This is a genomic window from Klebsiella sp. M041 (genome assembly GCF_059759695.1).
Genome location: NZ_JCAXWU010000023.1, coordinates 40,223 through 64,314, shown reverse-complemented (window position 1 = coordinate 64,314; position 24,092 = coordinate 40,223). Strand labels below are relative to the sequence as shown.

The following is a 24,092-nucleotide window of genomic DNA, read 5'->3' as shown; positions in this document are numbered from 1 at the left end:
CCAGTTGGTGATTTTGAACTTTTGCTTTGCCACGGAACGGTCTGCGTTGTCGGGAAGATGCGTGATCTGATCCTTCAACTTAGCAAAAGTTCGATTTATTCAACAAAGCCGCTTAATAATGCAAGGTTTGTAAATAGATTTTTTAAAGGTGGACATAGTCATTATTTTGATGAAGGTAGTGGATTCATGGAAAAATATTGGCTGCCTCTATTCTATGGCGATTCCAATATAGAAGTGATAGATCAGAGATGTGACAGTATTGTTACCTCTGGTATTATTGAGAAAGTTACATCTGGGCTTGGGAAAGTTAAGGGTATAATATATCTCACAGCCTTGTTTTTTTGTTTTTATTATTTTTGCATGAAATGATTTACGCAATTTAACTCCGCGGTTCTTAATGTTTCTGCGGAGTTAATTAGAATGCGATTAAGATTATAAAAAGAATGAGTTCTACTAATCAATAGGCGGTGATGCCTCTGAATAGTTGGATTTTATGATATCCTGCCCTCATTTGAGGTATTCCCATGGCTACTGTAACTATCCATTGTCCCCGCTGTGATTCTGATGAGGTTCCCAAGAAAAGTATGTTGCTCCACTTCCAATTTCCGCATGCAAATGCCTCATCTATATCGCACTCGTCATAGAATACACCACCACAGTGATGCCGTTCACGGTGGATAAGGTTTTTGATTTCTCGGGTTTTAGCGCGGCGTTTACGGCGCGAAAGGGAGGTGAATACTCTGTGTTTCCGCTTCATGTGTGCTAACTCCGCGTTTTTTCGCTGGAAAAAGCCCAACCAGGTAGAGTACATGTTTAAGTACATGTTTAATTAGGGTAACGGAAGTTTTATCCCTAAGAACGATTGTTTTATCTGTAATAGGTAATTTATTCAATACGTTAATTGAGGTGGTGCCGTAATTATGGACACTTTCTGTCCTCACGACGAGGTCTGCTCGAAGGACCCTAGGCTGACGCTACCGAGATGACTATCAAGACAAATCATGACTAATGTTAGTTAAAAAAATAGCACCTGATACCTGCACATAAAGCAAACAATTTTTCTATACACCGACAAAATTTATTGATATACAAATATCAAATATATTAATAATTGTAACATGAGGTGTCTATGTCAGGCTCTGGTGGGGGTAGCTTTGGCGGCCAGTTCGGTCAGGATGATTTTGAAGTGACCTGTGAAAAACTTACGATTGATACTCAGTTAAGTTCGCCTGATCCGCATGTCGTAGCGCAGCTGTCAATCGGCGTGATTATGGGGATTATGCAAATCAATTCAAATGGGACTCTGCTAACGGTTGCTATGCACAACGGTATGCAGGCTGGGGGTATCGCTTCTCCCTACATCCAGCGCCTCCGTGACTGTATGAGTAATGGTACTACCTATGTTGCTAAAGTGACCGCCATTAACGGTGGTCAGGTCAGGGTCAGTGTGTACGCGATATGAGCAACAGCAAAACGGTCAGTACGGAGATCATCACTATTGCAGGCGGTGCCTATCATGAAATTATCCTTTATCCAGGAAATCACCAGGTTTACGGTTCAGCGGGAAGGGCGGCATCAGCACTGGCAACGCTCGGTGTAAACGTTGATTTGTACACCTACGCTGATGAAGTAGTCAATTCGGTTCTTCGAGAACGCGCCTGTTTTGAAAACTTCACGCTTCATACGAATGAAGTACGTGAATCCGTCATATTCCATTATGAGCATGGGCTGGCGGAACCTCGAATTTTCAATTACCCGGACACCCCTTACCCGGCCATTACAGTGAAAGCGCCCTGTATTCTACGCTATGGAATGCTGGAGGGATCCGCTGTAATCGACGCGGAATACGCAGTATATGATCCCCAGAATGTGACCAATCCGGAGCCATTCACAGCAAACGGATCCAGAGCAAAGCACCTCGCATTGATCCTTAATCGCTATGAGGCGAAGACCCTTAGTGGCCAGAGTGAATTATCCGACAGAGAGCATGCAGAGTTTCTCTACGAAAGTGGTCATGCCGAAGTCATCATTATCAAGCAGGGCCCAGCCGGTGCACTCATCTGCGATAAAGGGAAAATATCCTATATCCCTGCCTATGAGACAAGTCGGGTCAACAAAATTGGATCTGGTGACGCATTCGTAGCCTATTTTTCCCGTGAGTGGATGCTGAACAAAAAAACAGCCCACGATGCTGCGAATTATGCCTCACTTGCCACCGCATGCTACTGCGAAAGCGGACTTTTTCCTTCAGCAGAAGGGCTGGCTGCTTTCAGTCCCAGCCCCATCAAGCTTTCTCAGGCGTTCATTGAGGGTGGCAACAGAAAAGTCTATCTGGCTGGCCCCTTCTTTACCTTGGCACAGCTCTGGCTTGTTGAGCAAGCGCGACGGAACCTGAGCGATCTTGGGCTGGACGTTTTTTCCCCCTACCACATGGTTGGACACGGACCCGCAGAAGAAGTAGTCGAAAAGGATCTTGATGCGATACGGCAGGCCGACATCGTTTTTGCAATAGGTGATGCACTCGACTCCGGCACCATCTATGAAGTCGGTTACGCACGGGCGCTAGGCACCCCGGTGGTGTTCTATGCCGAGAACGAATCGGAAGAGGATCAGAAAATGATGGAAGGATCAGGATGTATCTTGAGCAAAGATTACGTCACAGCAATTTATAAAACGCTCTGGGTGGCCGCTCAAAAATGAAAACCGCACTTTTACTTTCTGGCGGAATGGACTCCATTGCTATTGCCTGGTGGAAGCGCCCGGATATAGCACTGACACTCGACTACGGTCAGCAAGCCGCCAATGCCGAAATTAAAGCTGCCACTGCCACCTGTGAGGCCCTTGGAATTGAGCATCACATTATACGCATTGACTGCCGTTCGCTGGGATCAGGGGATATGGCTGGTACCGCTATGGATCCGAATGCACCATCGAGCGATTGGTGGCCGTATCGTAACCAGATGCTCATCTCGCTGGCGGCCATGAAGGCAATAACGCTTGGCGTCACGCACCTGTGGATCGGCACAGTGAAGTCAGATGAAACGCATCTAGATGGTACCATAGGCTTTATCAGCAGAATCAGTGAGCTTATGTCGTTTCAGGAAGGAGGCATGGTTGTCGAAGCTCCGGCAATTACGTTATCAACCTCTGAGTTGATCAGAATTTCAGATGTTACGCCAGGTGGCCTCGCTTGGGCCCATAGCTGCCATAAGGCAAACATCCCATGCGGCAACTGCCGGGGGTGCAATAAGTATTTTCAGGTTCTGGATGATGTCGGATATGACTTGGACCGTTCCCGCTAGTCCTGTTCCTCGCGAACAGCCACTCAGTTATCAACCCGTTAACTGGCCCGCCGGAGATCCGTTTTTTCTGCCGCCTCCTTCGGAGAATGCAGTGCTTCCCGGATTGAATGATGTGATCGAAACCCGTAGAACACAGCGAAACTTCAGCCACGTCAGTCAGGCCCAGCTATCTCACTGGCTATGGCTAACCGGCAGAGTGATGGCTGTGGGACATTCAAGCTATGGCTTTCCACTAACTCAACGCCCCGTCCCCTCCGCTGGGGCCATACATCCTATTCACATTATTCTTTCCCTCCCTGAACGGGATGGGTGGCAGCTGTATCTGCCTGACATGCACGCGCTGGCACCGCTTCGGATCCCTGAGCAGACCCGATTCGAAATACGCGATGAGCTTTTGCCGGTAATTGATATCCAGAGCGGAATTATTGTCAGACTTATCGCTGAGCCGGGAAAAACGTCAGCAAAATATTCAGATGCTGATAGCCTTGTTTGGCGCGATTCTGGTGTTCTTGTTGGGCAGATGGCGCTTGTTGCCGAAGCGCTAGAATGCAATTTTTGCCCGCTGGGCATTACAGGCCATGACTGGTGCTCCGGATTAAAACTGGAAGGTCGTCTGGCTGGTACCGGACTGGCGGTTTTTGGCTCGCGATGAACGAGGGCGCAATTTCGCAAGAGGCTGGTCGCGCATGTTTTCGATGAGACTGAACACCGTACTGGAAGAGGCCTGCATTTCATACCAGATAAGCGCATCCAGCTCGGATGCTTTTACGCCCATAGCTTCACTGAACTCCAGAAATATTTGTTCCAGCTTCAGGTAGTCACGTTCAACAGTAAGGTCTCCCGGGAAAAAACCTGCAAGTAATCCCGCCCTAAGGATGTGAATGTCCAGAATAGCGACATCATCCGCACAGAGCCAGTTACGTGCTATCCATGATGCCGTTTTATGACCAATACCGGGAATGGAGGTCAGCCAGTCTCTGAGAGCACGGCCCGAATCCGTCGGCGGCATCTCTACATCCAGCCTGTTTAGTGCAACCGAGAGATAGCGCGATTTTTGCCGAGCAAAGCGGTAACGCACTGATTTGTTACCAGTTTTAATGGGCTCTGATAGCCATTCGTAAAGAGTGGCTTCAGATGGTGGCTGAGCATCAAACGCACCGCAATCCTTCAGCTTATTGAATGCGGCAAGGCCTATCGCAGCTGGTATGCCGTGTCCACCCAGCAGGCAGGCACCCACTTCCTCTTTGAGCGTTCGCCCAAGCTTGTAATTGACGGCATTGACTTCCAGACGACGGGCGAGTATTTGATAGGCCCAGTACGCTGGCGATGGGAACGCCTCAATTCTTCCCCACCGAACTCCCGGCAGGATATCCTGTTCCGGAGCTGGAAAGTCAAGATTGATAATTGTCGGTCCAATGAAGACCGCTCCGCGCTGCGTCATACAGTCTCCAGACCATAAGTTGCGTTCAGCCAGTTGATCAGTTCGTTGCGCTCTGCGGGTTCCATTCGTTCTATGCGATCATAAAGCCGAGTGCGTCTGCGGGCCAGAGTCTGTCTTTCCCGATAACTGCTGCCCATGTATCGCGCGTCATGCAACCTGTCAGGAACATCAAAGTTCATCCATACGCATTCTTCACGCACGCTCGTATGAGTCTTGGCGTTAAATCGCTCGCAGCGCCATCCGCTCAGCATTTCGTCATAGATAGGATTTCCGTAACCGGATATCATGACCATGCAGGGCAACCTGGCAAGCACTTGCAGCAACCGGCGATGATCGTCATCTGAATATTCATGACGATAGATTTTGCTACGTTTACGCGTGCTATGAACATAGGGTGGGTCGGCGTAAACCAGTTCACTACCCTGATACGGAAACGTACTGAGATACGCTATAGCGTCATCCTGAATGAGTTCGCAGGGAATATCCCCGCCGCGCCATACATCAATAACCTGTTGGTCAATATCGATTCCAATATTACGGGCTGCTGGCCGTTTGTTGCGCATCACAGCTCCTCCACCAAGGTGGGTTTCAATATATGTCTCGTGCACTGGCATCAGGTTGATGAGTCTCTGATAGCACTTGCCTTTACCACCGGGATATCTCATGCGCTAATCATCGTCATTTCTGACGATGATGTCAATTACAATCGGTATTGGTGTACGCGCTCCTTTACTACAAGGTACATAATCAATAACTTGATAGTTCGTTTTTTGTAAACTCTATTGCATAGCTGTTCGCACTAACGCATAGCAACGTGATGATTTAAAAAATATATTGTCTCGTTACAGGAATAGATGCGATAGATAATTTATTCTGCTCAATGATGGATGCGACGGATGCATTTTCACTTCCAGGGTGCAGCACGGACGAGCACTCGCCCGGAACTCTTTAACGATGATAAAACCTGGGTAGTTTGCTGGCACAGAGGATTCATTCCGAATAACAGGGACGAATCTCAGCCCCGGGTTTACATTTCTCACGTCTGCGCTTAAGCAGGCTGATTGCTATATTCTGCCCACAGGAGCCTGTATGACACGCAGCAAAGAACAGCTCTGGTCTGAACGTCAGGGGAACAATACCCGTAGGCCAGATGAAATAAGGTCGGAATACGAACGTGATCTTTCCCGACTAATCCACTCTTCCGCGTTCAGGCGATTACAGTCGAAGACACAGGTGCTGGGGCTGGGCGAGAGCGACTTCTACCGCACACGGCTGACTCACTCTATGGAGGTAGCGCAGATTGGCAGCGGCATCCTGTCTCAGCTGAATATACGCTATCCCGTTGGGGTAGCGGCTGAGGCGGAATTCCTGCCTCACCCAAGCCTTATGCAGGCTATCTGCCTTGCCCACGATATCGGCCATCCCCCCTTCGGTCATGGTGGTGAAGTTGCGCTTAACTACTGCATGAGAGCCTATGGAGGCTTTGAGGGTAACGGACAGACGCTGCGTATACTCACCCAATTGGATAAGTACACCGAGTCCAACGGGCTGGATCCGACGCGCAGGCTTATTCTAGGCGTGCTGAAATACCCGGCAAGCTACTCTGAGGTAGTCAACGAGAGCGCTTACGGCCAGCTAGAGTCAGGAAGCCGTGAATGGCTGTTTAAATCCTCCGGCTTTAAGCTCCCGAAATGCTATCTGGACTCCGAAGCGGATACTGTCAGCTTCGCACTCCAACCTTTTGATCATGATGATGCGCTGTTATTCAGATCCGGAAGAAAGACCACCGAGCCGGTTGAGCACAGGAAAACGAAATATAAAGCGCTGGACACAACGATTATGGACTTAGCGGATGAGATATCCTACTCACTCCATGATCTTGAGGACGCGATCTCACTGAGAATGATCGACAAAAGCATGTGGATGGACTACTTCAGTGACAAGTCGCATCTGTTTGAAGCATGTCAACGTAGCTCGTTTGACCTGACCGCTGAAGACGTAGCCGATAAGCTGTTCGGCAGAAGCTACCTTCGCAAGGAATGTATCGGAACGCTGGTTCATCTGATGATCACAAGTGTCACGCTTCAGGTGCAGCATCCTGATTTCAAGTGCGGAATGCTTCGCTATAAAGTGGCACTACCTGCTGAAGTCGAAGCCTTACGTGAGGCCATTTTCAGTCTGGTTGAGGACAAGGTTATCCGGCACGAAAACGTTCAGCTACTGGAGTTTAAAGGCCAGAAGTTGATTGTAGAGCTGTTCAATGTGCTGGCAAGCGACCCCACACGTTTTCTCCCGGCAGAGACGTGCAAGAAGTATAGAGAAGCTGAAAAAGCTGACGATAAAAAAATGCGGGTCATTAGCGACTATGTTTCAGGTATGACGGACGAGTACGCGACCCGGATGTATGAGAAAATCTTTGTTCCGCGCAAAGGATCAATCTTTGACAGACTCTGATGTTCCCCCTGCACATGGCAAAACCGTGAGCATGATGAATTAGAAGTTGGCACTGGCCCTGTTTTCAGGGGGGCTCAATCCTTATCAGTATTGTCGGGTTCTATGGCTTTTTTTGGGATAGCATAAGCTCTATTGCTAACTCAGCATACTGCGCGTCACTGGGCCAGAAAGTCACGGTTACTGAATAAGTGTTAGTTACAAAAAAAGCGGGGGTAGCACCCCGCTTTGGTATTTTTGGTAAGTAGCAACCCGGAGGCGGGAAGCTTTGCTTATCCTAACCTCAACTGCGCTATGTATACAAATTTTTGAGCCTTTCTGTAAGTTTGTGTAAATTTTCATTTGTTAAATGGTGATCGAACAGGAGGTTTTTGCACTGCAAGCCACTCCATTAAAAATCATTTTCCCACTACAGCACATCTGACTTTTTTCATCTGTTTTAAATTAAAATCATTTCTAATCAATTAGATACTATTTGATGCGGACGATGTGCTGTAGCGGGATGTATCAATTATCTATTAATAAAAGATAGTTGAATTATTTTTACTAATACTGATTAGTGCAATGATACTTACTAAATGGTTTGAAATAATGTAAGTTGTTGATATATAATCATAGTTATAGACATGATGTATGATGGTACTAGCGGGGGAGCTCTAATGATCCAGATAATTATTGAGAAATGCGGAGATAGCCCAGTATTCAAAATACCAGAAGCAATTATGGAAAAAGTTGGCTTCAGTATCGGCGATGCTATTGATATTGAAGCCAAAAATGGCTGTATCATTATTGGCCCAGCGGAACTGGTTAAATATTCCCTTGAAAATCTTATTGAGGGCATTTCTGAGGTTAATCTTCACAACAGAGTTGACTTCAGGCTGCCAATAGGCAAAGAGTTGCTCTGATTCTCTTTTAGACTAATTCCAGAAAATTGGAATGATTGCGGTGAGCAACAACCAAGAGAGGAAAGTAAAGTTTTTAGTCGTAATAAAGGCTATTTTTTACTATAAACTTCACATAGTTAATAAATTATCATATAACAATATGAAATTATTATATTTTTTGTTTTGTTTTCCACTATCAGGTAATTAGAACCTTTTTAAGGCTTGCCTTAGACGCAATAGCCGCGTAGTTAAAACAGAAAGCCCCGGTTTCGCCGGGGCTTTTTTTATGATTATTCCACCACCGCCTCAGGAGTCGTTTTGATCACTGATCGCGGATCGCGAGCGCTTCAGGCCGCGGGCACCTGAGCGGTTGCGGGCGTCGCCACGCCTGGCTGCGGTGCGGCGGGCTGTGTCGCTGGCCTCTGCCGCGGCGCGGCCGTCGCTTTTTGTTTGCGGGCCATGTCATCGACGATCAGCCGATAGGCGATGTAATACTTATAGATATTGCTGACGTAGGTCACCGTTTCCGCGCCGATTTTTTCTGCCGCCAGATTTTCGACATTACCGAACCAGACGTTTGGATCAAACCCGCGCTGTTTGGTCATGGTGCGCAGGCGGGCGATACGCGCTGGACCGGCGTTGTAGGAAGCAAAGGTAAATAGCGCTTTATCCAGCCGGGTCATGGGCTCATCAGCATAGTATCGATCTATCATCCAGCGCATATATTTCACGCCAGCATGAATGTTGGGATCCAGCTGTTTAATATCGCCCACCTTCAGCTCTCTTCCGGTGCTGGGCATCACCTGCATCACCCCGACGGCGCCGACGTGGCTTCGAACCGACTGGTTCAGCCGCGACTCCTGGTATCCCTGGGCCGCCATCAGCAGCCAGTCGACATCGTAGCGATCGCCATATTTACGGAAGACGTCCACCATGGCGAGGAACTTGCGCCGTTCCTGACTCGCTGCGGCATTTTTGACATATTTAGCGTTTTTCAGGTAACGCAGCAGGAGAGTATTGCCCAGCGTGGTGCCCTGACGATTCTTTTTCACGAAGTTGTTCAGCAGCGCCAGCAGCTGTGGACTGTCCTGGCGTACCGCCCACGCAATGTTGCCGCCGTCGCGCAGCACCACGTTGTCATGGACCTGGATTTTCGGAAACACCTGTTTCCAGAAAACAGCTTTATGCTGATCGACGACGATCAACGGCACCAGCCCGGCGTTGAGCATTTCCAGCAGATCTTCATCCTCCAGCGCTTCCGGCGCCGCTTCCAGGGTAACCGGCGGTCTTGACTCACTGGCAAATCGGGCGTTCAGCGCTTGCAGACTGTCGTAATAGCTGGAGGAGCGGCGAACAAAGACCGTTTGACCGGAGAGCTGCTCCAGGCTGTCGACCTTTGGCGACGCCGGGCCGGAGATCAGCAACTCTTTGACGCCGCTGTAGAGCGGCTGAGCGAAAGCGGCCTGGGCTTCCCGCGACGAAGTGATGGTCAGGTTGGCGGCGACGATATCCCCTTTACCTTCATTGAGCGCGGTGAAGAGATTATCCCGGCTGACCGGCACGAAAACGATATGCAGCTTCAGGTGGCGCTGTTTCAGCTTTTTATCCCTGGCCAGCTGTTTATTCAGATCTTTTTCCAGCGCCATGAAAATGTCGTGCGTCGCTCCGCGTTGGGTTCCCTTATCAATAAAAAAGAAGGTCTTGCTGTAGGTGGTTAATACCCGGATGGTGCGCCGATCAAGCATGCCAGGCAGATCGCCTTTCCACGGCTGCAGCATGTCGTCGATATGGATTGACAGCGTGTTGTCTTCGGTTGCCACCGGCGGCGCTTTTTCCGCCTCCGCCGCAAGCAGGATAGGGGCGAATAACAGCGTCGCGAGGCAGGTGAGCCAGGCGATAAACAGGCGTGATAGCAAGTTGGCGTTCATGGAGGAACACTCCGCAGGGGGATGTGTTTATTTTAGCAGAACGGCTGCCGTTAGCCGGATTCAATAATAGGAAAATAACGCTGATAAACCTGAACATGCCGCCGAGTATCGTTCGGCAGATTATTATTATTTGGCTATGCAGGAAGGGAAAAGAGAATAGCGAAGAAGGAAGATCTGATGATATTTCAGGGCCAGTCATAAGGCTTCCGTTTGCGTTAATTATCGGCAGATATTATTGCGGTTGAATAAACCCCAGGCAGGCCCGTTGGGCCTGCCTGCTGTGTGGATCAGGGCTGCACCACTTTCCAGATGGTATATTTCTCTTCGCCCGGTTTTACCGCCTGAGCAAAGTGCTGGTTTAAATGGCTGGCGGTGAACATTACCGCGCCGTCCGGGCCGATAGTCGGCGTATCGGGCCAGTATACGCGCTCGTCAGCGGCCAGCAGGGTGAACTGTCCGCTCTGCGGGCGATACCGGACAATACCGTTATGGGTCACATCGGTGATATAGAGCGCGCCATGCTTATCGACCACGATGCCATCGCTATTCCCGCCGACCTCACCCGCTGTACGGATGGCGGCGGCGAGTTGTCGTTCGCTCATGGCGGGATCGCGCAGCGCGGCGGTGGCGATGGTCCGCGCCGTGGTGCCGGTGGTGACCGTCCAGTAGAGGGTTTCCTGGTCCGGTGACAGCGCGATACCGTTGATGCCCAGAATAATGGGATTGCCCGGCCAGACGGTTTCCCCATGGGACGTCACCTGCAGGCCGGCAACCGGCATCAGCGCCGGGTGCTTATTCAGTACCCGGCGAACCGTCCCACGCTGAGCATCCACAACGATCAGTCCGGCCTGGTTATCCGGCGCGCTGCGCAGGCCGCTGTCGGCGATATAGGCCACCCGGCGCGCTTCATCGACCACAATATCGTTAAGAAAGCTCCCTTCACGATCGGCAACGCTGTCGAGCGGAATACGCTGCACCAGTTTGCCGTCGCTGAGCGCATAAATCATGATCTTTTGCGCCTCCGGCGGCGCCGTCTTTTCGCCGGCGACAAAGCCCTGATCTAATGCCCACAGCCAGCCGTTGCGGTGGTCGACATAAAAGCCCAGCACATTGCGCAGGTGCGTGCGGGGATCGGCGCTGATGCTGTTCGCCTCGGTGGATGGAAAGGCGGTAAGGCGTGCGGGGCCGCTCAGCGACGCGGTATCGAGCAGGCTGAGCGTAGCGGGCGCCTGGGGCGAGATCAGGCGTGGGGTACTGACAAACGCCCGGCCAGCGGCGTCAAAATGCAAGCCCGCGATGGGGGCATCGACGGAGCGCGCATCGACGCGCTGCTCCCAGGTTACCCCGGCATAACTGCGCCAGAGCGCTAAATGGGCGGGGTCGTCGGCTCCTGCCGCCAGCGCGTTCTGTCCCAGGGACAGTAGGCCGAGAATAACAAGTGAAAAACGATGCATTATGGTCTCCAGGAAGCAGAAAAACGAGAGAGGGTTGGTTAGCTCTGGTAAAGGATTTTATTAATTCCCCTGGCGAAGATAAGATGCCGGGAATGACAATCATTTGTTCTCTGGAGAACCAAATGGCCCGGCGGTTTGATTATCTTTCGGATGTGGAAGTGTTTCTGGCTGTGGCCGAGCGCGGGTCATTTACCGCCGGCGCGGTGGCGCTATCGTCAACGCCGTCGGTGCTCAGCCGGGCCGTCACCCGTCTTGAGACGCGCCTGGGATGTCAGCTGCTGCGCCGTTCCACCCGGCGGATCAGCCTGACTGAGGCCGGAAATGCTTACCTGATTCAGGTCCGCCAGGCATTTGAGGTGCTGGATAATGCCGAACGGGAGGCGCAGGGGCAAGAAGGGTCGCTGTCCGGACGCGTAAAGCTGAGCGTACCCACCACCTGGGGACACTACCGTCTGCCGCCGCGCCTGGCGCTGTTCCGTCAATTACATCCCGACGTACAGATTGAGCTGAATATGACCAACCGTAATGTCGATATTATCGCCGAAGGTTTCGACCTGGTGGTGCGCCAGGGACATTTACCCGACAGTGGTCTGGTGGCAAAAAAACTGGAGGATGCCGGGCTATGTCTGGTGGCCTCGCCGGCTTATTTATGCTCTACGACGCAACCGCTCAATAAAATAGCCGATTTGCGCCATCATTCATGCCTGACATTTATTTTGCCGGCGACGGGAAAAGTTGCGGAATGGGTATTTCGTGAAAATGACCAGGATATTAACTGGCTACCGCCTTCCTCCCTGCATGTTTCTGATGATGTGCTCGGGGTAGTCTCGTTGGCCCTCGCAGGGGCGGGGATCTGCCAGAGCTATGCGTTTATTGTGCAGGAGGCGGTGGCGCGTGGGGAGCTGGTCCCTGTGCTTCCAGCATTCGCCGGACGCTCACGGCCTTTCTCGGTCGTTTACCCGCCGCATAAAAGCCAGTCAGCCGCCGCACGGGCGTTGATTGCGCTGCTGACCCTGCCGGCGGAAGCTTTGGCGACGCTCAGCGCCACATCGTCTGATACGAATGGATGAAGACTCATCCAAAGGGACTAATACATATTGTCAATTATTTTTATTTAATCTTATTTTTTATTGTATTTTCTTTTCTTAGGTTGATTTGTTTCTATTTTTATAGCGTCTAATCATTAATCTCTCGACGAAAAGTAAACGTTACTAATAATTGAGTATGTTGTTAGGAATTGTCTTAAGTCAAATAATTGTCAGGGATGCTTGCAGTTTATATTAATGAATGCTATCACTATATACGGTAACAATTTGTAGCATTTATATAAGGAAGGAATATGAAATGGACTATTCTTAATACTCTGATCTGCCCGCAATCCGGCATCGCCTTTTCGGCGATATCCAGCCTGCGTTTCTTAAAATTTATTATGTGGTACGAGGCCGATGTGATCCTGCTGCCTGGCGAGACAATGAAGCTCTATTCCTCAAGAGTTTTAATTAATGACCAGTATCATTCATTAAAAATCTACAATATTGCGGTGTACGACGAGGCGCAGTGGGAAATATTACGCGAGCGGCCATCGTGCCCATACCATGCCGGCGGCGAGCGGTCTGACTCCTGTTTTTACCAGTCCTTTTGCGCGATTAAGCGCTGCCCGAATAATATTCCCCGCAGCGAAACCTGGCGGTAGTCAGGCCACGCCGGGGGCGGTGTAGCGTCATTTCTCCAGCAGGGCGGCCAGTCGTGGCTGGACGCCTGCGCAGCCGGCCAGCACGTGGTTACCTCGCCGCAGCCCCTCATTGGCGAGAAACGCATTGCACGTTCCGCCCGCCTCCTCAATCAACAGCATGCCTGCCAGCGCGTCCCAGCTGTTCATATGCGCTTCATAATAGGCATGGAGTTGGCCGGCGGCGTTATCAGAGCAGACATCATCCACCCCGGGGATCGTTGCCGCCAGCATCTTTGTTTTTCTGGAGTCGCTGGATGAGTTTACCGGCACCTTTTTCGTCGGGGCGCCGGATGTCACTACGCTACCGCTGCTGCTCAATAACGCCAGCATGTCGGGTAACTATCAGGTCTCGTCGATTACCGCGCTGATTTTGCTGGCGCCATCGCTGCTCTTTATGGTGGTGATCCATAAATTTATGCGTCCGGAGATGATGGCGAGACTGGGGAAATAAGGGCTGCAGAAAACGAAAAAGCTTCCCGGTGGGAAGCTTTTTAACCTCAGGTCATCATCATTGGCCATTCTGGCGGTGTCTGACTCATGACTTCAATCATCACATCTTTGATATTGCCCCAGATTTTGGCAATATCGAGCAGGGTGATGCCGAGCAAACCGGTGGCGAACCAGCAGGCGGCGGCAAGGCCGAGGCAGCTGCAGATCACCGCCAGACCGGCATAATCGCTTTTGCGAAGTTGGATATTCAGTGAACTGGCAAGAAACATCAGTACCGCGCTCACCAGGGGCCAGCGCAACAACACAACACTGGTAGTAATGGAAGCCATTAACCTGTCCTCAAAGAAAGTCGGAGAGCCATGGACGACCTGGCGCGACTGACGATGGCATAGCGCTCTGGTCTCAACTGGCGTACTAGAGAGTGATGAAACGCCATTTCTGTTTCATCAACTTGTGTGAACTATATCACACTTGGCGCTTTATTCACCAGTCAAAAAATGAGCTTTCGTTGCGCTTAATAACACTGATATTTATGTGGATATTAGTAAGTAACCCCTGATGATCTTATTTTCATTCTCTTGCTAATGATTATTATTCTGCGGGTTTTATTACTTGTTCTTGTTTAATACACGGAGAAACCGAGTCAGAAGCGCGTCTATTCTTAATCTTGGCGGAATATCTTCCGAATACCTGATAAATAAGTATTATTCTTCCCTGTCAGTGGTAAAGCTGACGCCCGTGAGGGCTGGCGGAAATCGGCTGATGTCTATCGCAGTCGCGATTGCTAACGTGTTTGGGCTACCTTAATTAAGGCATATCGCATGGATGTAAGCGTAAATGGGTGACAGTACGCCGCATAAGGCGCTAAGGCTCATCGGAACGGGTTTGGTTATTTTATTGCCAGTGGTACTGGCATTGTGGTTTGCCCAACTGCGGGCGAAAGCCGAAACCATTGATCAATTACACTCATTTTCGCAGCTGGCGCTGCAAAAAACGGAAATGGTCATCCGCGAAGCGGATCAGGCCCGGGCGAAAGCCAGCCAGTATCGCGGGGAGCTGTGCTCAGCGGACCATCAGCGTTATTTATTGCATATCGTTCGCGGCCTGCTGTATGTAGAAGATCTGATCTACGCTAACGGCCAGCGCTTTATCTGTTCAACGTCCGTTCATCAGCAAACCGGCTGGCGGATGCCGGCGGCCAATTACACCAAAAAGCCGGATGTCGCGATTTACTATTACCGGGACACGCCGTTTTATCCCGGCTTTGCCATGAATTATATGCAGAAGGGGCCCTATGTGGTGGTGGTCAATCCCTTCTCGTACAGCTCGGTAATCGCCAGCGATCGCGATTTAGCCTATGGCGTGTTCGATACCAAAACCAACCTCTTTTTCTCGGTGAGTAACAATGTCGAGCCCGCGGAGCTCCATGCGTTAATTCGCGAAGGCGATACCTTTTTTAATCAGAATGGCCGGGTGTATACGATAGCCCGCTCCGCTATCCGGCCGATCGCCGTCATTATGTCCACCTCGCGGGCCAGCTATTATCATAACTTTTGTGACCAGGCCAGCCTGACGCTGCCGCTGGGGATCATTTGCAGTATTTTACTGGTGCTGGTGTGGTCGCGCACCCGCCGGCAGTATCACTCGCCGCGCAATATGCTGCAGCGGGCTCTGAGCTGCCGCCAGCTGCGCCTGCACTACCAGCCGATTATCGATATTAAAAATAACCGCTGCGTCGGGGCGGAAGCGCTGCTGCGCTGGCCAGGGTTTGACGGTCCGGTGATGAACCCGGCGGAGTTTATTCCGCTGGCGGAAAATGAAGGCATGATTGCCCAGGTGACGGACTACGTGGTGGATGAGCTGTTTTACGAAATGGGAGAGTTTCTTGCCAGCCATCCGCAGCTGTACGTGGCGATCAATCTCTCTGCGTCGGATTTCCACTCGGCGCGGCTGATTTCACAGATCAGTGAGAAAGCGCGCAGCTATGCGGTCTGTATCGGGCAGATCAAAATCGAAGTAACCGAGCGGGGGTTTATCGACGTACCGAAGACCACGCCGGTGATTCAGGCGTTCCGCGAAGCGGGCTATGAAATTGCCATCGATGATTTCGGCACCGGCTATTCGAATCTGCATAATCTGCACGCCCTGAACGTCGATATCCTTAAAATCGATAAAACCTTCGTTGATACGCTGACCACCAACAACACCAGCCACCTGATTGCCGAACACATCATCGAGATGGCGCGCGGGTTGCGTCTAAAGACTATCGCGGAAGGCGTGGAGACGCCTGAGCAGGTAAGCTGGCTCTACAAGCGCGGCGTGCAGTATTGCCAGGGCTGGCTGTTTGCGAAAGCGATGCCGGCGCGGGAGTTTATGCAGTGGTTAGCCAATGAGCCCGCGCCCGTGAACGTGCCTCAGCCGTCGCGTCACGCGGAGATCTGATGGCGGTAGTCGCTGGGGGTGCGGTCGAACTCCCGGCGGAAAACCCGCGAGAAGGTTTGCTGCGAGACGTAGCCCAGATCCATGGCGATATCAAAGATCGGCCGCTGGGTGGTTCGCAACGCCTCCGCCGCCAGCAGCAGACGGCGCTGACGAATATAATCCCCCAGCGTCTGATGCATCACGGTGCGGAACATCCGCTGCAGGTACCACTTCGAGTATCCTGACTTTCTGGCGACTACATCAATGTTAAGTGGTTGATCGATATGTTCATCAATCCATTCAATCAGTGTTTGAATAATATCCTGATGGGACATAAAGCGGCCTCTCTCAATTCTCGATTCGTCGTTTTGTCTGCGGGCGAGTATAATTCCTCAAGTTAACTTGAGGTAAAGCGCTTTATGGAAAAGAAATCACCCCGCATCAAAATGCTGCTGACGCCCGGGGAAGTGGCAAAACGAACCGGCGTGGCGGTCTCGGCCCTCCATTTTTATGAGAGTAAAGGGCTGATCCACAGCCAGCGGAATGCCGGCAATCAGCGGCGCTACCGGCGCGATGTCCTGCGCGCGGTGGCGATTATCAAAATTGCGCAACGTATCGGCATCCCGCTGGCCACCATCGGCGACGCGTTTGGCGTGCTGCCGGAAGGGCACAATCTCAGCGCAAAAGAGTGGAAAATGCTGTCATCACAGTGGCGCGAGGAGCTGGACCGGCGTATCCACACCCTGACGGCGCTGCGCGACCAGCTCGACGGCTGCATCGGCTGCGGCTGTTTATCGCGGCGCGACTGCCCGCTACGCAACCCGGGCGATAAACTGGGGGAAGAGGGGACCGGCGCCCGGCTGCTGGAGGAGGAGTGATAAAACTAAAGCGCCACAACTGGGCGCTTTAGTTGTTTTCCGGTCTTGGTCTTTCGCATTATCTCGTTGGTTCACGAGAGGGTTTCCCCCGACGTCGACGTCCCTCAGTATTGCGCAATCTGTTGATGGAGGTTCCGGTTTGCGTCGACACTTTAACTATGGCATCTGCCGCCGTTTTTTCCTCACTATTTTGCCGAAATTTTCCCGGCAATCAGCGCCTGTTCCTATAGTTAATTTGAACAAACCACGGGAGAGGCCCATGCTGACGGTACATCATCTTAATCAGTCACGATCGCAACGCGTACTGTGGGCGCTGGAGGAGCTACAGCTGCCTTATCAGATAGTCCGCTATCAGCGGGAAAAGTCGATGCTGGCGCCAGCGGCATTGAAGAAAATCCACCCGCTGGGTAAATCGCCAGTGCTGGAAGACAACGGCAATGTGCTGGCGGAGTCCGGAGCGATCCTTGAGTATTTGCAGGAGAGCTGGGACAGCGATGGGCTGCTGAAGCCACAGGGCGCGGATGACAAACTGCAGTACCGCTTCTGGCTGCACTATGCCGAAGGCTCGCTGATGCCGCTGCTGTTAATGAAGTTGGTGTTTGCCAGCCTCGGCAAACCCCCGGTGCCCTTTGGCGTCCGCTCGCTGGGCTCGCTGCTGGGCAAAGGTATCCAGAAAGCGTGGCTCGATCCTCAGCTGGCCACCCATGCGCGGTTCATTGACGACCATCTTGCCACGCGGCCATGGTTTGCCGGCGATCGGCTGAGCATGGCCGATATCCAGATGAGCTTCCCGGTAATGGCGCTGCTGGCCCGCGGCGGCATGCATGATCTTCGCCATATTGAGGCCTGGCGACAGCGGGTGGAGCAGCGCCCGGCCTGGCAGCGGGCTATCGAGCGCGGCGGCCCCTTCACCTTACCCGGCGCCTGAAGTATCAGCGGATCCGATGACGCGGCTAAATGAAAGCAACTCACTAAAAAATTGTTAGCGGATTGCGCATGGACGATAACGTTTGCGCATCGGCTGGTTATTTTCTGTTCGTCATAAGCGAAATTTAGCGAAATACGATAAACATCGGTTGAAAAGGGTTATCTAAAGGCCGGATAATCGTTTGCCTTTCTGTTTTACTCCCTCTTTTTTCTGCTAGCCGGGGGGAGTTGATAAGGTTGACACACCGTAGTGTATGCGCGGAGTTAAACGTTTGCTTTTTTGCGGCCCCCCTGGCGCTGCGATTCGGTACAAGGAGATCGCGTTTAACTGGCAGTGGAAGGTCCACCACGCATATCAACGAACAATAAAAATTTTCAGGGGAAGTTTTCTATGTCTACGCCTTCAGCGCGTACCGGCGGTTCATTAGACGCCTGGTTTAAAATTTCGGCGCGCGGTAGCACCGTGCGTCAGGAGATTGTTGCAGGTCTTACTACCTTTCTGGCAATGGTGTACTCCGTCATCGTGGTGCCGGGCATGCTCGGAAAAGCGGGCTTCCCACCGGCCGCGGTGTTTGTTTCTACCTGTCTGGTGGCGGGCGTTGGCTCGCTGGCGATGGGATTATGGGCAAACCTGCCGATGGCCATCGGCTGCGCTATCTCGTTGACCGCTTTCACCGCCTTCAGCCTGGTGCTGGGGCAACACATCAGTATTCCGGTGGCGCTCGGCGCGGTATTCCTGATGGGCGTCCTGTTTACGGTGATCTCGGCAACCGGCATCCGTAGCTGGATCTTGCGCAACCTGCCGCAGGGCGTGGCCCACGGTACCGGGATCGGGATCGGTCTGTTCCTGCTGCTGATTGCCGCCAATGGCGTTGGCCTGGTGATCAAAAACCCGCTGGACGGTCTGCCGGTGGCGTTGGGGAACTTTGACAGCTTCCCGGTGGTGATGTCGCTGATTGGCCTCGCGGTGATCATCGGTCTGGAAAAAATGAAGGTACCGGGCGGTATTCTGCTGACCATTATCGGCGTGTCGATTGTCGGCCTGATTTTCGATCCTAACGTCCATTTCTCCGGGATTTTCGCCATGCCATCCCTGAGCGATGACCAGGGCAACTCGCTGATTGGTAGTCTGGATATCGTCGGCGCGCTAAATCCGGTCGTGCTGCCCAGCGTACTGGCCCTGGTGATGACGGCGGTCTTTGACGCCACCGGCACCATCCGCGCGGTGGCCGGTCAGGCGAACCTGCTGGACAAAGACGGACAGATCATCAACGGCGGTAAAGCGCTGACCACCGACTCCCTGAGCAGCGTCTTCTCTGGCTTAGTCGGGGCGGCGCCGGCGGCGGTGTATATCGAATCGGCGGCGGGTACAGCAGCCGGCGGTAAAACCGGCCTGACCGCGGTGACGGTAGGGGTCCTGTTCCTGCTGATCCTGTTCCTCTCTCCGCTCTCTTATCTGGTGCCGGCCTACGCGACCGCGCCGGCGCTGATGTACGTCGGCCTGCTGATGCTGAGCAACGTGGCGAAGATCGATTTCAATGACTTCGTTGACGCGATGGCTGGCCTGATCACCGCGGTGTTTATCGTGCTGACCTGCAACATCGTGACCGGCATCATGATCGGTTTCGCGACCCTGGTGATCGGCCGTCTGGTCTCCGGCGAGTGGCGCAAGCTGAACCTCGGCACGGTGATTATCGCTGTGGCGCTGGTGGTGTTCTACGCCGGCGGGTGGGCGATTTAAACCCTTTGTGCTCCTCACGGGCGGCTCAGGCCGCCCGTTTTATTTTTAAGCCACATCCTGTTTCCATTTGCGTTAATCTGGGTAGCGTATGATTCAAAGGCAAGACGCCTCACAGGTATAAAAGAAAACGCAGCAAACAGGGAACACATGGAAATATTCTTTACCATCCTCATCATGACCCTTGTGGTCTCACTCTCCGGGGTAGTGACGCGCGTACTGCCCTTTCAGGTTCCACTCCCACTGATGCAAATCGCCATTGGCGCGCTTCTGGCGTGGCCGACCTTTGGTTTGCATGTTGAATTTGATCCAGAGCTGTTTCTGGTCCTGTTTATCCCGCCGCTGTTGTTCGCCGACGGCTGGAAAACGCCAACTCGCGAATTCATTGAGCACGGGCGCGAGATCCTCGGCCTGGCGCTGGCGCTGGTGGTCGTAACGGTGGTCGGCATCGGCTTTCTGATCTACTGGATTGTGCCGGGCATTCCGCTGATCCCGGCGTTCGCGCTGGCGGCCGTGCTGTCGCCGACCGATGCCGTGGCGCTCTCGGGTATCGTCGGGGAAGGGCGGATACCGAAAAAAATCATGGGTATTTTGCAGGGTGAGGCGCTGATGAACGACGCCTCCGGCCTGGTCTCGCTCAAGTTTGCCGTCGCGGTGGCGATGGGCACGATGGTCTTTACCGTCGGCGGCGCCACCGTCGAGTTTCTGAAAGTGGCGATTGGCGGCGTGCTGGCCGGGTTTGTGGTGAGCTGGTCGTATGGCCGCTCGATGCGCTTCCTCAGCCGCTGGGGCGGTGACGAGCCCGCCACGCAGATCGTCCTGCTGTTCCTGCTGCCGTTTGCCTCCTATCTGATCGCCGAACATATCGGCGTCTCCGGCATTCTGGCGGCGGTGGCGGCAGGGATGACCATCACCCGTTCCGGTGTGATGCGTACCGCGCCGCTGGCGATGCGCCTGCGCGCCAACAGCACCTGGGCGATGCTGGAGTTTGTCTTTAACGGCATGGTGTTTCTGCTGTTGGGCCTGCAGCTGCCGGATATCCTCTCCAGCTCGCTGGTGGCGGCGGAAGCCGACCCCAATGTCGAGACCTGGATGCTGTTTACCGACATCATCCTGATCTATGCCGCGCTGATGCTGGTGCGTTTTGGCTGGCTGTGGTCGATGCGTAAGCTTAGCCAGCGCTTCCTGAAGAAGAAACCGATGGAGTTTGGCTCCTGGACCACGCGCGAGCTGCTGATCTCCTCCGTTGCCGGGGTGCGCGGTGCGATTACCCTCGCCGGTGTGCTCTCTATTCCGCTGCTACTGCCGGACGGGAATGTCTTTCCGGCGCGCTATGAGCTGATTTTCCTCGCTGCCGGGGTGATCCTGTTCTCGTTGTTCGTTGGGGTGATTGCGCTGCCGATCCTGCTGCGCCACATTGAATCGAGCGATAATGTGCAGCAGCGGAAAGAGGAGCGTCTGGCGCGCGCGGCGACGGCGGACGTGGCGATTGTGGCGATCCAGAAGATGGAAGAGCGGCTGGCGGCGGATACTAAAGAGAATATCGATAACCAGCTGCTGACCGAAGTCAGTTCGCGGGTGATCGGTAACCTGCGCCGCCGCGCCGATGGTCGTAACGATGTGGAAACCTCGATGCTCGAAGAGAGCCTGGAGCGGCGCTTCCGCCTGGCGGCGCTGCGCTCTGAGCGCGGTGAGCTGTACCATCTGCGCGCCACCCGGCAGATCAGTAACGAGACGCTGCAGAAGCTGCTGCACGACCTCGACCTGCTGGAAGCGCTGTTGATCGAAGATCAGTGATCGTCAGACCCGGTGGCGTAGCGCCGCCGGGTGATCTCTCGTAACGCACGTGTGTCCGCGGGCAGCTGACGCATTACCGGGCCGACAACCTCCGCGGTATCCACCCGATGCGCACCAGCCTGGCGCCGCCAGGCGTTATTCCAGCCAGAACGCTTTACTGCACGCCAGCCAGGCCTCAGCGCTACGCGACATATACACACCTTCCCGCCAAATCATCCCCAGCTCCCAGCGCAGCTCGCTTTGCAATGGGATCCAGCAAAAGTTCTGCGGGTCGAGACGCTGGCAAATCGGCTCCGGCAGGATCGCCACGCCAATGCCGGCCTGCACCATGGCGGCGAGAAAATCCCACTGACCGCTGCGCACAGCGATCCGCGGCTTCACGTCGTGCTCGCTAAACAGGCGCATCAGCTGCTGGCTGAGGGCAAATTCCTCGTTGTAGATAACCAGCGGATGCGCCGCCAGCTCCGCCGGCGAGAGCGACGTTTTGCCTTCCCACGCCGCGGTCCTGGGCGTCAGGACGCACAACGGGTGGTTGAATAACGGCAGGGTGGTGAGGCTGCTACCCTCTTCGATGGGCAGGGCGGTCATCGCCATATCAAGTTCGCCATTGCTGACCGCCTGCTGAACCGTCAGGCCGCCAAACTCGGCGATTTTCAGCTCGACGCCCGGGTAGCGCTGGCGGAAACGGCTGATCGGCTCCGCCATCAGCATCCCGACCATCGGCGGAATGCCAAGACGCAGCACCCCCTTATGCAGGTGATTGATATCGCTCAGCTCTGACTCCAGCTGGCTGAACTCGCCGAGGATCGCCTGGCCGCGTTCAAAAACCACGCGCCCGGTATCGGTAAGCAGCAGTTTGCGGCCGTCGCGGATCAACAGCGTGCAGTTCAGTTCATCTTCGAGATTTTTGAGCATCTTGCTGATGGTGGGCTGTGTGACAAACAGCTTTTCCGCCGCGCGAGTAAAACTCTGCTGACGAACCACTTCAACGAAATAGCGCAGCGTTCGGATATCCATAATTATTCCCTGAGACTATACCTGCGATGATTTTAATTCATTTCTGTCCGCGTCGGCGGCTCTCTATACTGCATGCCTGACTTCTTTTTTTCAGGACTATCGCTCATGGCCTTCGCGCCAGCTCGCGTGACGCCCATGGTCATGCAACGTCTTCTGGTACCCGTTCAGGTACTTATCTATGCCGGACTGTTCGTCTGCGCTGAATATTTGGTTAGCTGGCTACGCCTGCCGCTTCCGGCGAATCTGGTCGGGATGCTGATCATGCTGGCGCTGATTGTCTGCCGGGTGATTCCTTTAAACTGGGTGCGGGCCGGCGCCCGCTGGCTGCTGGCGGAAATGCTGCTGTTTTTCGTGCCGGCAGTGGTGGCGGTCGTTAACTATGTGCAGCTGCTGATGGTTGATGGTTGGCGTATTTTTCTGGTGATTGGTTTAAGTACCATGATGGTGCTGGGCGCAACCGCCTGGGTGGTTGATAAAGTGTATCGCTATGAAGTTAGCAGGATGAAACATGAGTGATTTTCAGCTGAGCGTCCTGTGCCTTCTGGTCACACTGGGGCTTTATTTTGCCAACAAGCGGCTATATCGCCGCTTCCATAAACTCCCATTGATGCCGCTGGTGTTAACCCCGATCCTGTTGGTGATGATTCTGGTATTTGGCCATATCTCCTATAAAAGCTATCTGGGAGAGACCCACTGGCTTCTGTGGCTGCTGGGCCCGGCAACGATTGCTTTCGCCGTGCCGGTATATGACAACCTGGCGATTATTAAGCGCCACTGGATGTCACTCACCGCCGGGGTGACCACCGCGTCGGTTGTTGCGGTGACCAGTTCGGTCTGGCTGGCGAGATGGTTGACGCTGCCTGATGAGATCCAGCGGAGCCTGGCTGTGCGCTCGGTAACGACGCCCTTTGCCCTTGCCGCAGCGAAGCCGCTGGGCGGCCAGCCTGATTTAGTCGCTCTGTTTGTTGTTGTCACCGGGGTATTCGGTATGGCGATAGGTGATGTACTGTTTCTGCGACTTTCTATTCGCGCAGGAATGGCGAAAGGAGCGGGGTTTGGCGCAGCATCACATGGCGCTGGTACCGCACGATCTTATGAGCTTGGCCCACAGGAGGGCGTCGTCGCCAGCCTGGTGATGATGCTTTCCGGAGTCGTGATGGTGCTGGCCGCGCCTTTGGTGCGCTGGGCACTGTTTTAAAAGTCACTCCGCGCTCATTTCAGCTATTTTTTACGGATGAACCTGGTGGCATGGTGATTAATGGAACAACTTGATTGGGGATTTATCACTATCTCTGATTGTTGCCAGGGAAAATAATCCTTAATTAGTCTTAGTTCTAATATTATTTATTGATAACCCTAGTCTGGTTTTTCTTTAATCCGCCATGATTATTCTTAATTATTTATCGATAGTTTGTAACCAAATGTTTCTATTTGAATATTGTTTTATTTACTATATTTATTTGTATGTGTTTGAATATTTTAATAATGAATATTTTGATATTATAACTCAATGATTTTATTTGCATATTTTTAATGCATATATGATGGTTATTAATGACAGACATTTATGACTTTGAATTAGCCTTTCTTCTATTGTTGAGAATACTCCTGGTTTCCGTTATCTTGTTTGCGTGAGCTTTTATTATTGAATGGATTCAAGTGGAATTAAAGC

General features: G+C 52.8%; 24 protein-coding genes and 2 pseudogenes. 17 read left to right on the top strand and 9 right to left on the bottom strand.

Annotated elements, in window-relative coordinates; genetic code table 11:
• The coding region (locus tag AC6CWS_RS23130) for a hypothetical protein (protein WP_223602338.1) at nucleotides 1-78 on the bottom strand (78 nt) is incomplete at its 3' end.
• A gap of 446 nt (nucleotides 79-524) precedes the next feature.
• Here AC6CWS_RS23130 and AC6CWS_RS23125 point away from each other — a divergent pair.
• From AC6CWS_RS23125 to AC6CWS_RS23105, 5 genes are all read left to right on the top strand, one after another.
• Nucleotides 525-644: an IS1 family transposase gene (locus tag AC6CWS_RS23125; protein ID WP_077258877.1), complete on the top strand. Its 120-nt coding sequence runs from the start codon at nucleotides 525-527 to the stop codon at nucleotides 642-644.
• A gap of 485 nt (nucleotides 645-1,129) precedes the next feature.
• On the top strand, nucleotides 1,130-1,462 hold the full coding sequence (locus AC6CWS_RS23120; RefSeq protein ID WP_001514826.1) for a hypothetical protein: 333 nt from the start codon (nucleotides 1,130-1,132) through the stop codon (nucleotides 1,460-1,462).
• A complete protein-coding gene (locus AC6CWS_RS23115; protein ID WP_001514827.1) occupies nucleotides 1,459-2,700 on the top strand; it encodes a PfkB family carbohydrate kinase in 1,242 nt (413 codons plus the stop codon). The genes AC6CWS_RS23120 and AC6CWS_RS23115 overlap by 4 nt, the downstream gene beginning before the upstream one ends.
• A complete protein-coding gene (locus AC6CWS_RS23110; protein ID WP_016236833.1) occupies nucleotides 2,697-3,302 on the top strand; it encodes a 7-cyano-7-deazaguanine synthase in 606 nt (201 codons plus the stop codon). Before AC6CWS_RS23115 ends, AC6CWS_RS23110 begins: the two co-directional genes overlap by 4 nt.
• Complete coding sequence (locus AC6CWS_RS23105) at nucleotides 3,268-3,954, top strand: nitroreductase family protein (RefSeq protein WP_224376115.1); 687 nt, start codon at nucleotides 3,268-3,270, stop codon at nucleotides 3,952-3,954. Before AC6CWS_RS23110 ends, AC6CWS_RS23105 begins: the two co-directional genes overlap by 35 nt.
• On the opposite strand, the gene AC6CWS_RS23100 is transcribed toward AC6CWS_RS23105, so the two are convergent.
• A complete protein-coding gene (locus AC6CWS_RS23100) occupies nucleotides 3,898-4,743 on the bottom strand; it encodes an 8-oxoguanine DNA glycosylase (RefSeq protein ID WP_001514830.1) in 846 nt (281 codons plus the stop codon). The genes AC6CWS_RS23105 and AC6CWS_RS23100 overlap by 57 nt on opposite strands.
• Nucleotides 4,740-5,408 (bottom strand): DNA adenine methylase, encoded by a 669-nt coding sequence (locus AC6CWS_RS23095; RefSeq protein ID WP_024189874.1) that lies wholly within the window; start codon nucleotides 5,406-5,408, stop codon nucleotides 4,740-4,742. Before AC6CWS_RS23095 ends, AC6CWS_RS23100 begins: the two co-directional genes overlap by 4 nt.
• Nucleotides 5,409-5,832: 424 nt before the next feature.
• Here AC6CWS_RS23095 and AC6CWS_RS23090 point away from each other — a divergent pair, with 424 nt between their 5' ends.
• On the top strand, nucleotides 5,833-7,197 hold the full coding sequence (locus AC6CWS_RS23090; protein ID WP_498256442.1) for an anti-phage deoxyguanosine triphosphatase: 1,365 nt from the start codon (nucleotides 5,833-5,835) through the stop codon (nucleotides 7,195-7,197).
• 656 nt (nucleotides 7,198-7,853) lie between these two features.
• Nucleotides 7,854-8,099, top strand: coding sequence for an AbrB/MazE/SpoVT family DNA-binding domain-containing protein (locus AC6CWS_RS23085; protein WP_001514834.1), 246 nt, complete (start codon nucleotides 7,854-7,856; stop codon nucleotides 8,097-8,099).
• Nucleotides 8,100-8,425: 326 nt separating this feature from the next.
• Here the strand turns inward: AC6CWS_RS23085 and AC6CWS_RS23080 are convergent, their stop codons facing one another.
• Both AC6CWS_RS23080 and AC6CWS_RS23075 read right to left on the bottom strand, forming a co-directional pair.
• Nucleotides 8,426-10,006 (bottom strand): MltF family protein, encoded by a 1,581-nt coding sequence (locus tag AC6CWS_RS23080; RefSeq protein WP_080901801.1) that lies wholly within the window; start codon nucleotides 10,004-10,006, stop codon nucleotides 8,426-8,428.
• Nucleotides 10,007-10,293: 287 nt separating this feature from the next.
• Complete coding sequence (locus AC6CWS_RS23075) at nucleotides 10,294-11,460, bottom strand: SMP-30/gluconolactonase/LRE family protein (RefSeq protein ID WP_032454566.1); 1,167 nt, start codon at nucleotides 11,458-11,460, stop codon at nucleotides 10,294-10,296.
• 122 nt (nucleotides 11,461-11,582) lie between these two features.
• Here AC6CWS_RS23075 and AC6CWS_RS23070 point away from each other — a divergent pair, with 122 nt between their 5' ends.
• Nucleotides 11,583-12,530, top strand: coding sequence for a LysR family transcriptional regulator (locus AC6CWS_RS23070; RefSeq protein ID WP_080901800.1), 948 nt, complete (start codon nucleotides 11,583-11,585; stop codon nucleotides 12,528-12,530).
• Between the two features lie 269 nt (nucleotides 12,531-12,799).
• Nucleotides 12,800-13,153 carry an anti-adapter protein IraM gene (gene iraM, locus AC6CWS_RS23065; protein ID WP_023291644.1) on the top strand — a complete coding sequence of 118 codons (354 nt, stop codon included), beginning with the start codon at nucleotides 12,800-12,802 and terminating at the stop codon, nucleotides 13,151-13,153.
• A gap of 27 nt (nucleotides 13,154-13,180) precedes the next feature.
• Here the strand turns inward: iraM and AC6CWS_RS23060 are convergent.
• A pseudogene (locus AC6CWS_RS23060) lies at nucleotides 13,181-13,375 on the bottom strand (inositol monophosphatase family protein); the annotation flags it as partial.
• A gap of 19 nt (nucleotides 13,376-13,394) precedes the next feature.
• Here AC6CWS_RS23060 and AC6CWS_RS23055 point away from each other — a divergent pair.
• Nucleotides 13,395-13,643: pseudogene (locus AC6CWS_RS23055) on the top strand (ABC transporter permease); the annotation flags it as partial.
• 46 nt (nucleotides 13,644-13,689) lie between these two features.
• Here the strand turns inward: AC6CWS_RS23055 and AC6CWS_RS23050 are convergent.
• Entirely contained in the window at nucleotides 13,690-13,971 is a 282-nt protein-coding gene (locus AC6CWS_RS23050) for a YjcB family protein (protein WP_002885064.1), read from the bottom strand.
• Nucleotides 13,972-14,479: 508 nt separating this feature from the next.
• Here AC6CWS_RS23050 and pdeC point away from each other — a divergent pair.
• On the top strand, nucleotides 14,480-16,084 hold the full coding sequence (gene pdeC, locus AC6CWS_RS23045) for a cyclic di-3',5'-guanosine monophosphate phosphodiesterase PdeC (protein WP_080901799.1): 1,605 nt from the start codon (nucleotides 14,480-14,482) through the stop codon (nucleotides 16,082-16,084).
• On the opposite strand, the gene soxS is transcribed toward pdeC, so the two are convergent.
• Complete coding sequence (gene soxS / locus AC6CWS_RS23040) at nucleotides 16,069-16,398, bottom strand: superoxide response transcriptional regulator SoxS (protein ID WP_023291646.1); 330 nt, start codon at nucleotides 16,396-16,398, stop codon at nucleotides 16,069-16,071. The two genes, pdeC and soxS, sit on opposite strands and share 16 nt — an antisense overlap.
• Before the next feature lie 84 nt (nucleotides 16,399-16,482).
• Between soxS and soxR the strand changes: the two genes are divergently transcribed.
• The 4 genes from soxR to AC6CWS_RS23020 all read left to right on the top strand — a co-directional run bounded on the left by soxR (nucleotide 16,483) and on the right by AC6CWS_RS23020 (nucleotide 21,403).
• Nucleotides 16,483-16,941 carry a redox-sensitive transcriptional activator SoxR gene (soxR, locus tag AC6CWS_RS23035; protein ID WP_004206331.1) on the top strand — a complete coding sequence of 153 codons (459 nt, stop codon included), beginning with the start codon at nucleotides 16,483-16,485 and terminating at the stop codon, nucleotides 16,939-16,941.
• 259 nt (nucleotides 16,942-17,200) lie between these two features.
• Complete coding sequence (locus tag AC6CWS_RS23030) at nucleotides 17,201-17,869, top strand: glutathione S-transferase family protein (RefSeq protein ID WP_080901798.1); 669 nt, start codon at nucleotides 17,201-17,203, stop codon at nucleotides 17,867-17,869.
• 390 nt (nucleotides 17,870-18,259) lie between these two features.
• Complete coding sequence (locus tag AC6CWS_RS23025) at nucleotides 18,260-19,609, top strand: NCS2 family permease (protein WP_004206333.1); 1,350 nt, start codon at nucleotides 18,260-18,262, stop codon at nucleotides 19,607-19,609.
• Between the two features lie 147 nt (nucleotides 19,610-19,756).
• Entirely contained in the window at nucleotides 19,757-21,403 is a 1,647-nt protein-coding gene (locus AC6CWS_RS23020) for a Na+/H+ antiporter (RefSeq protein ID WP_004206334.1), read from the top strand.
• 135 nt (nucleotides 21,404-21,538) lie between these two features.
• On the opposite strand, the gene AC6CWS_RS23015 is transcribed toward AC6CWS_RS23020, so the two are convergent.
• Nucleotides 21,539-22,420 carry a LysR family transcriptional regulator gene (locus tag AC6CWS_RS23015; protein WP_017900105.1) on the bottom strand — a complete coding sequence of 294 codons (882 nt, stop codon included), beginning with the start codon at nucleotides 22,418-22,420 and terminating at the stop codon, nucleotides 21,539-21,541.
• Between the two features lie 105 nt (nucleotides 22,421-22,525).
• On the opposite strand from AC6CWS_RS23015, the gene AC6CWS_RS23010 reads away from it, so the two are divergent.
• On the top strand, nucleotides 22,526-22,936 hold the full coding sequence (locus AC6CWS_RS23010; RefSeq protein WP_017900104.1) for a CidA/LrgA family protein: 411 nt from the start codon (nucleotides 22,526-22,528) through the stop codon (nucleotides 22,934-22,936).
• Nucleotides 22,929-23,618: an LrgB family protein gene (locus AC6CWS_RS23005; RefSeq protein ID WP_080901797.1), complete on the top strand. Its 690-nt coding sequence runs from the start codon at nucleotides 22,929-22,931 to the stop codon at nucleotides 23,616-23,618. Before AC6CWS_RS23010 ends, AC6CWS_RS23005 begins: the two co-directional genes overlap by 8 nt.
• The last annotated feature ends 474 nt before the right edge of the window (nucleotides 23,619-24,092 follow it).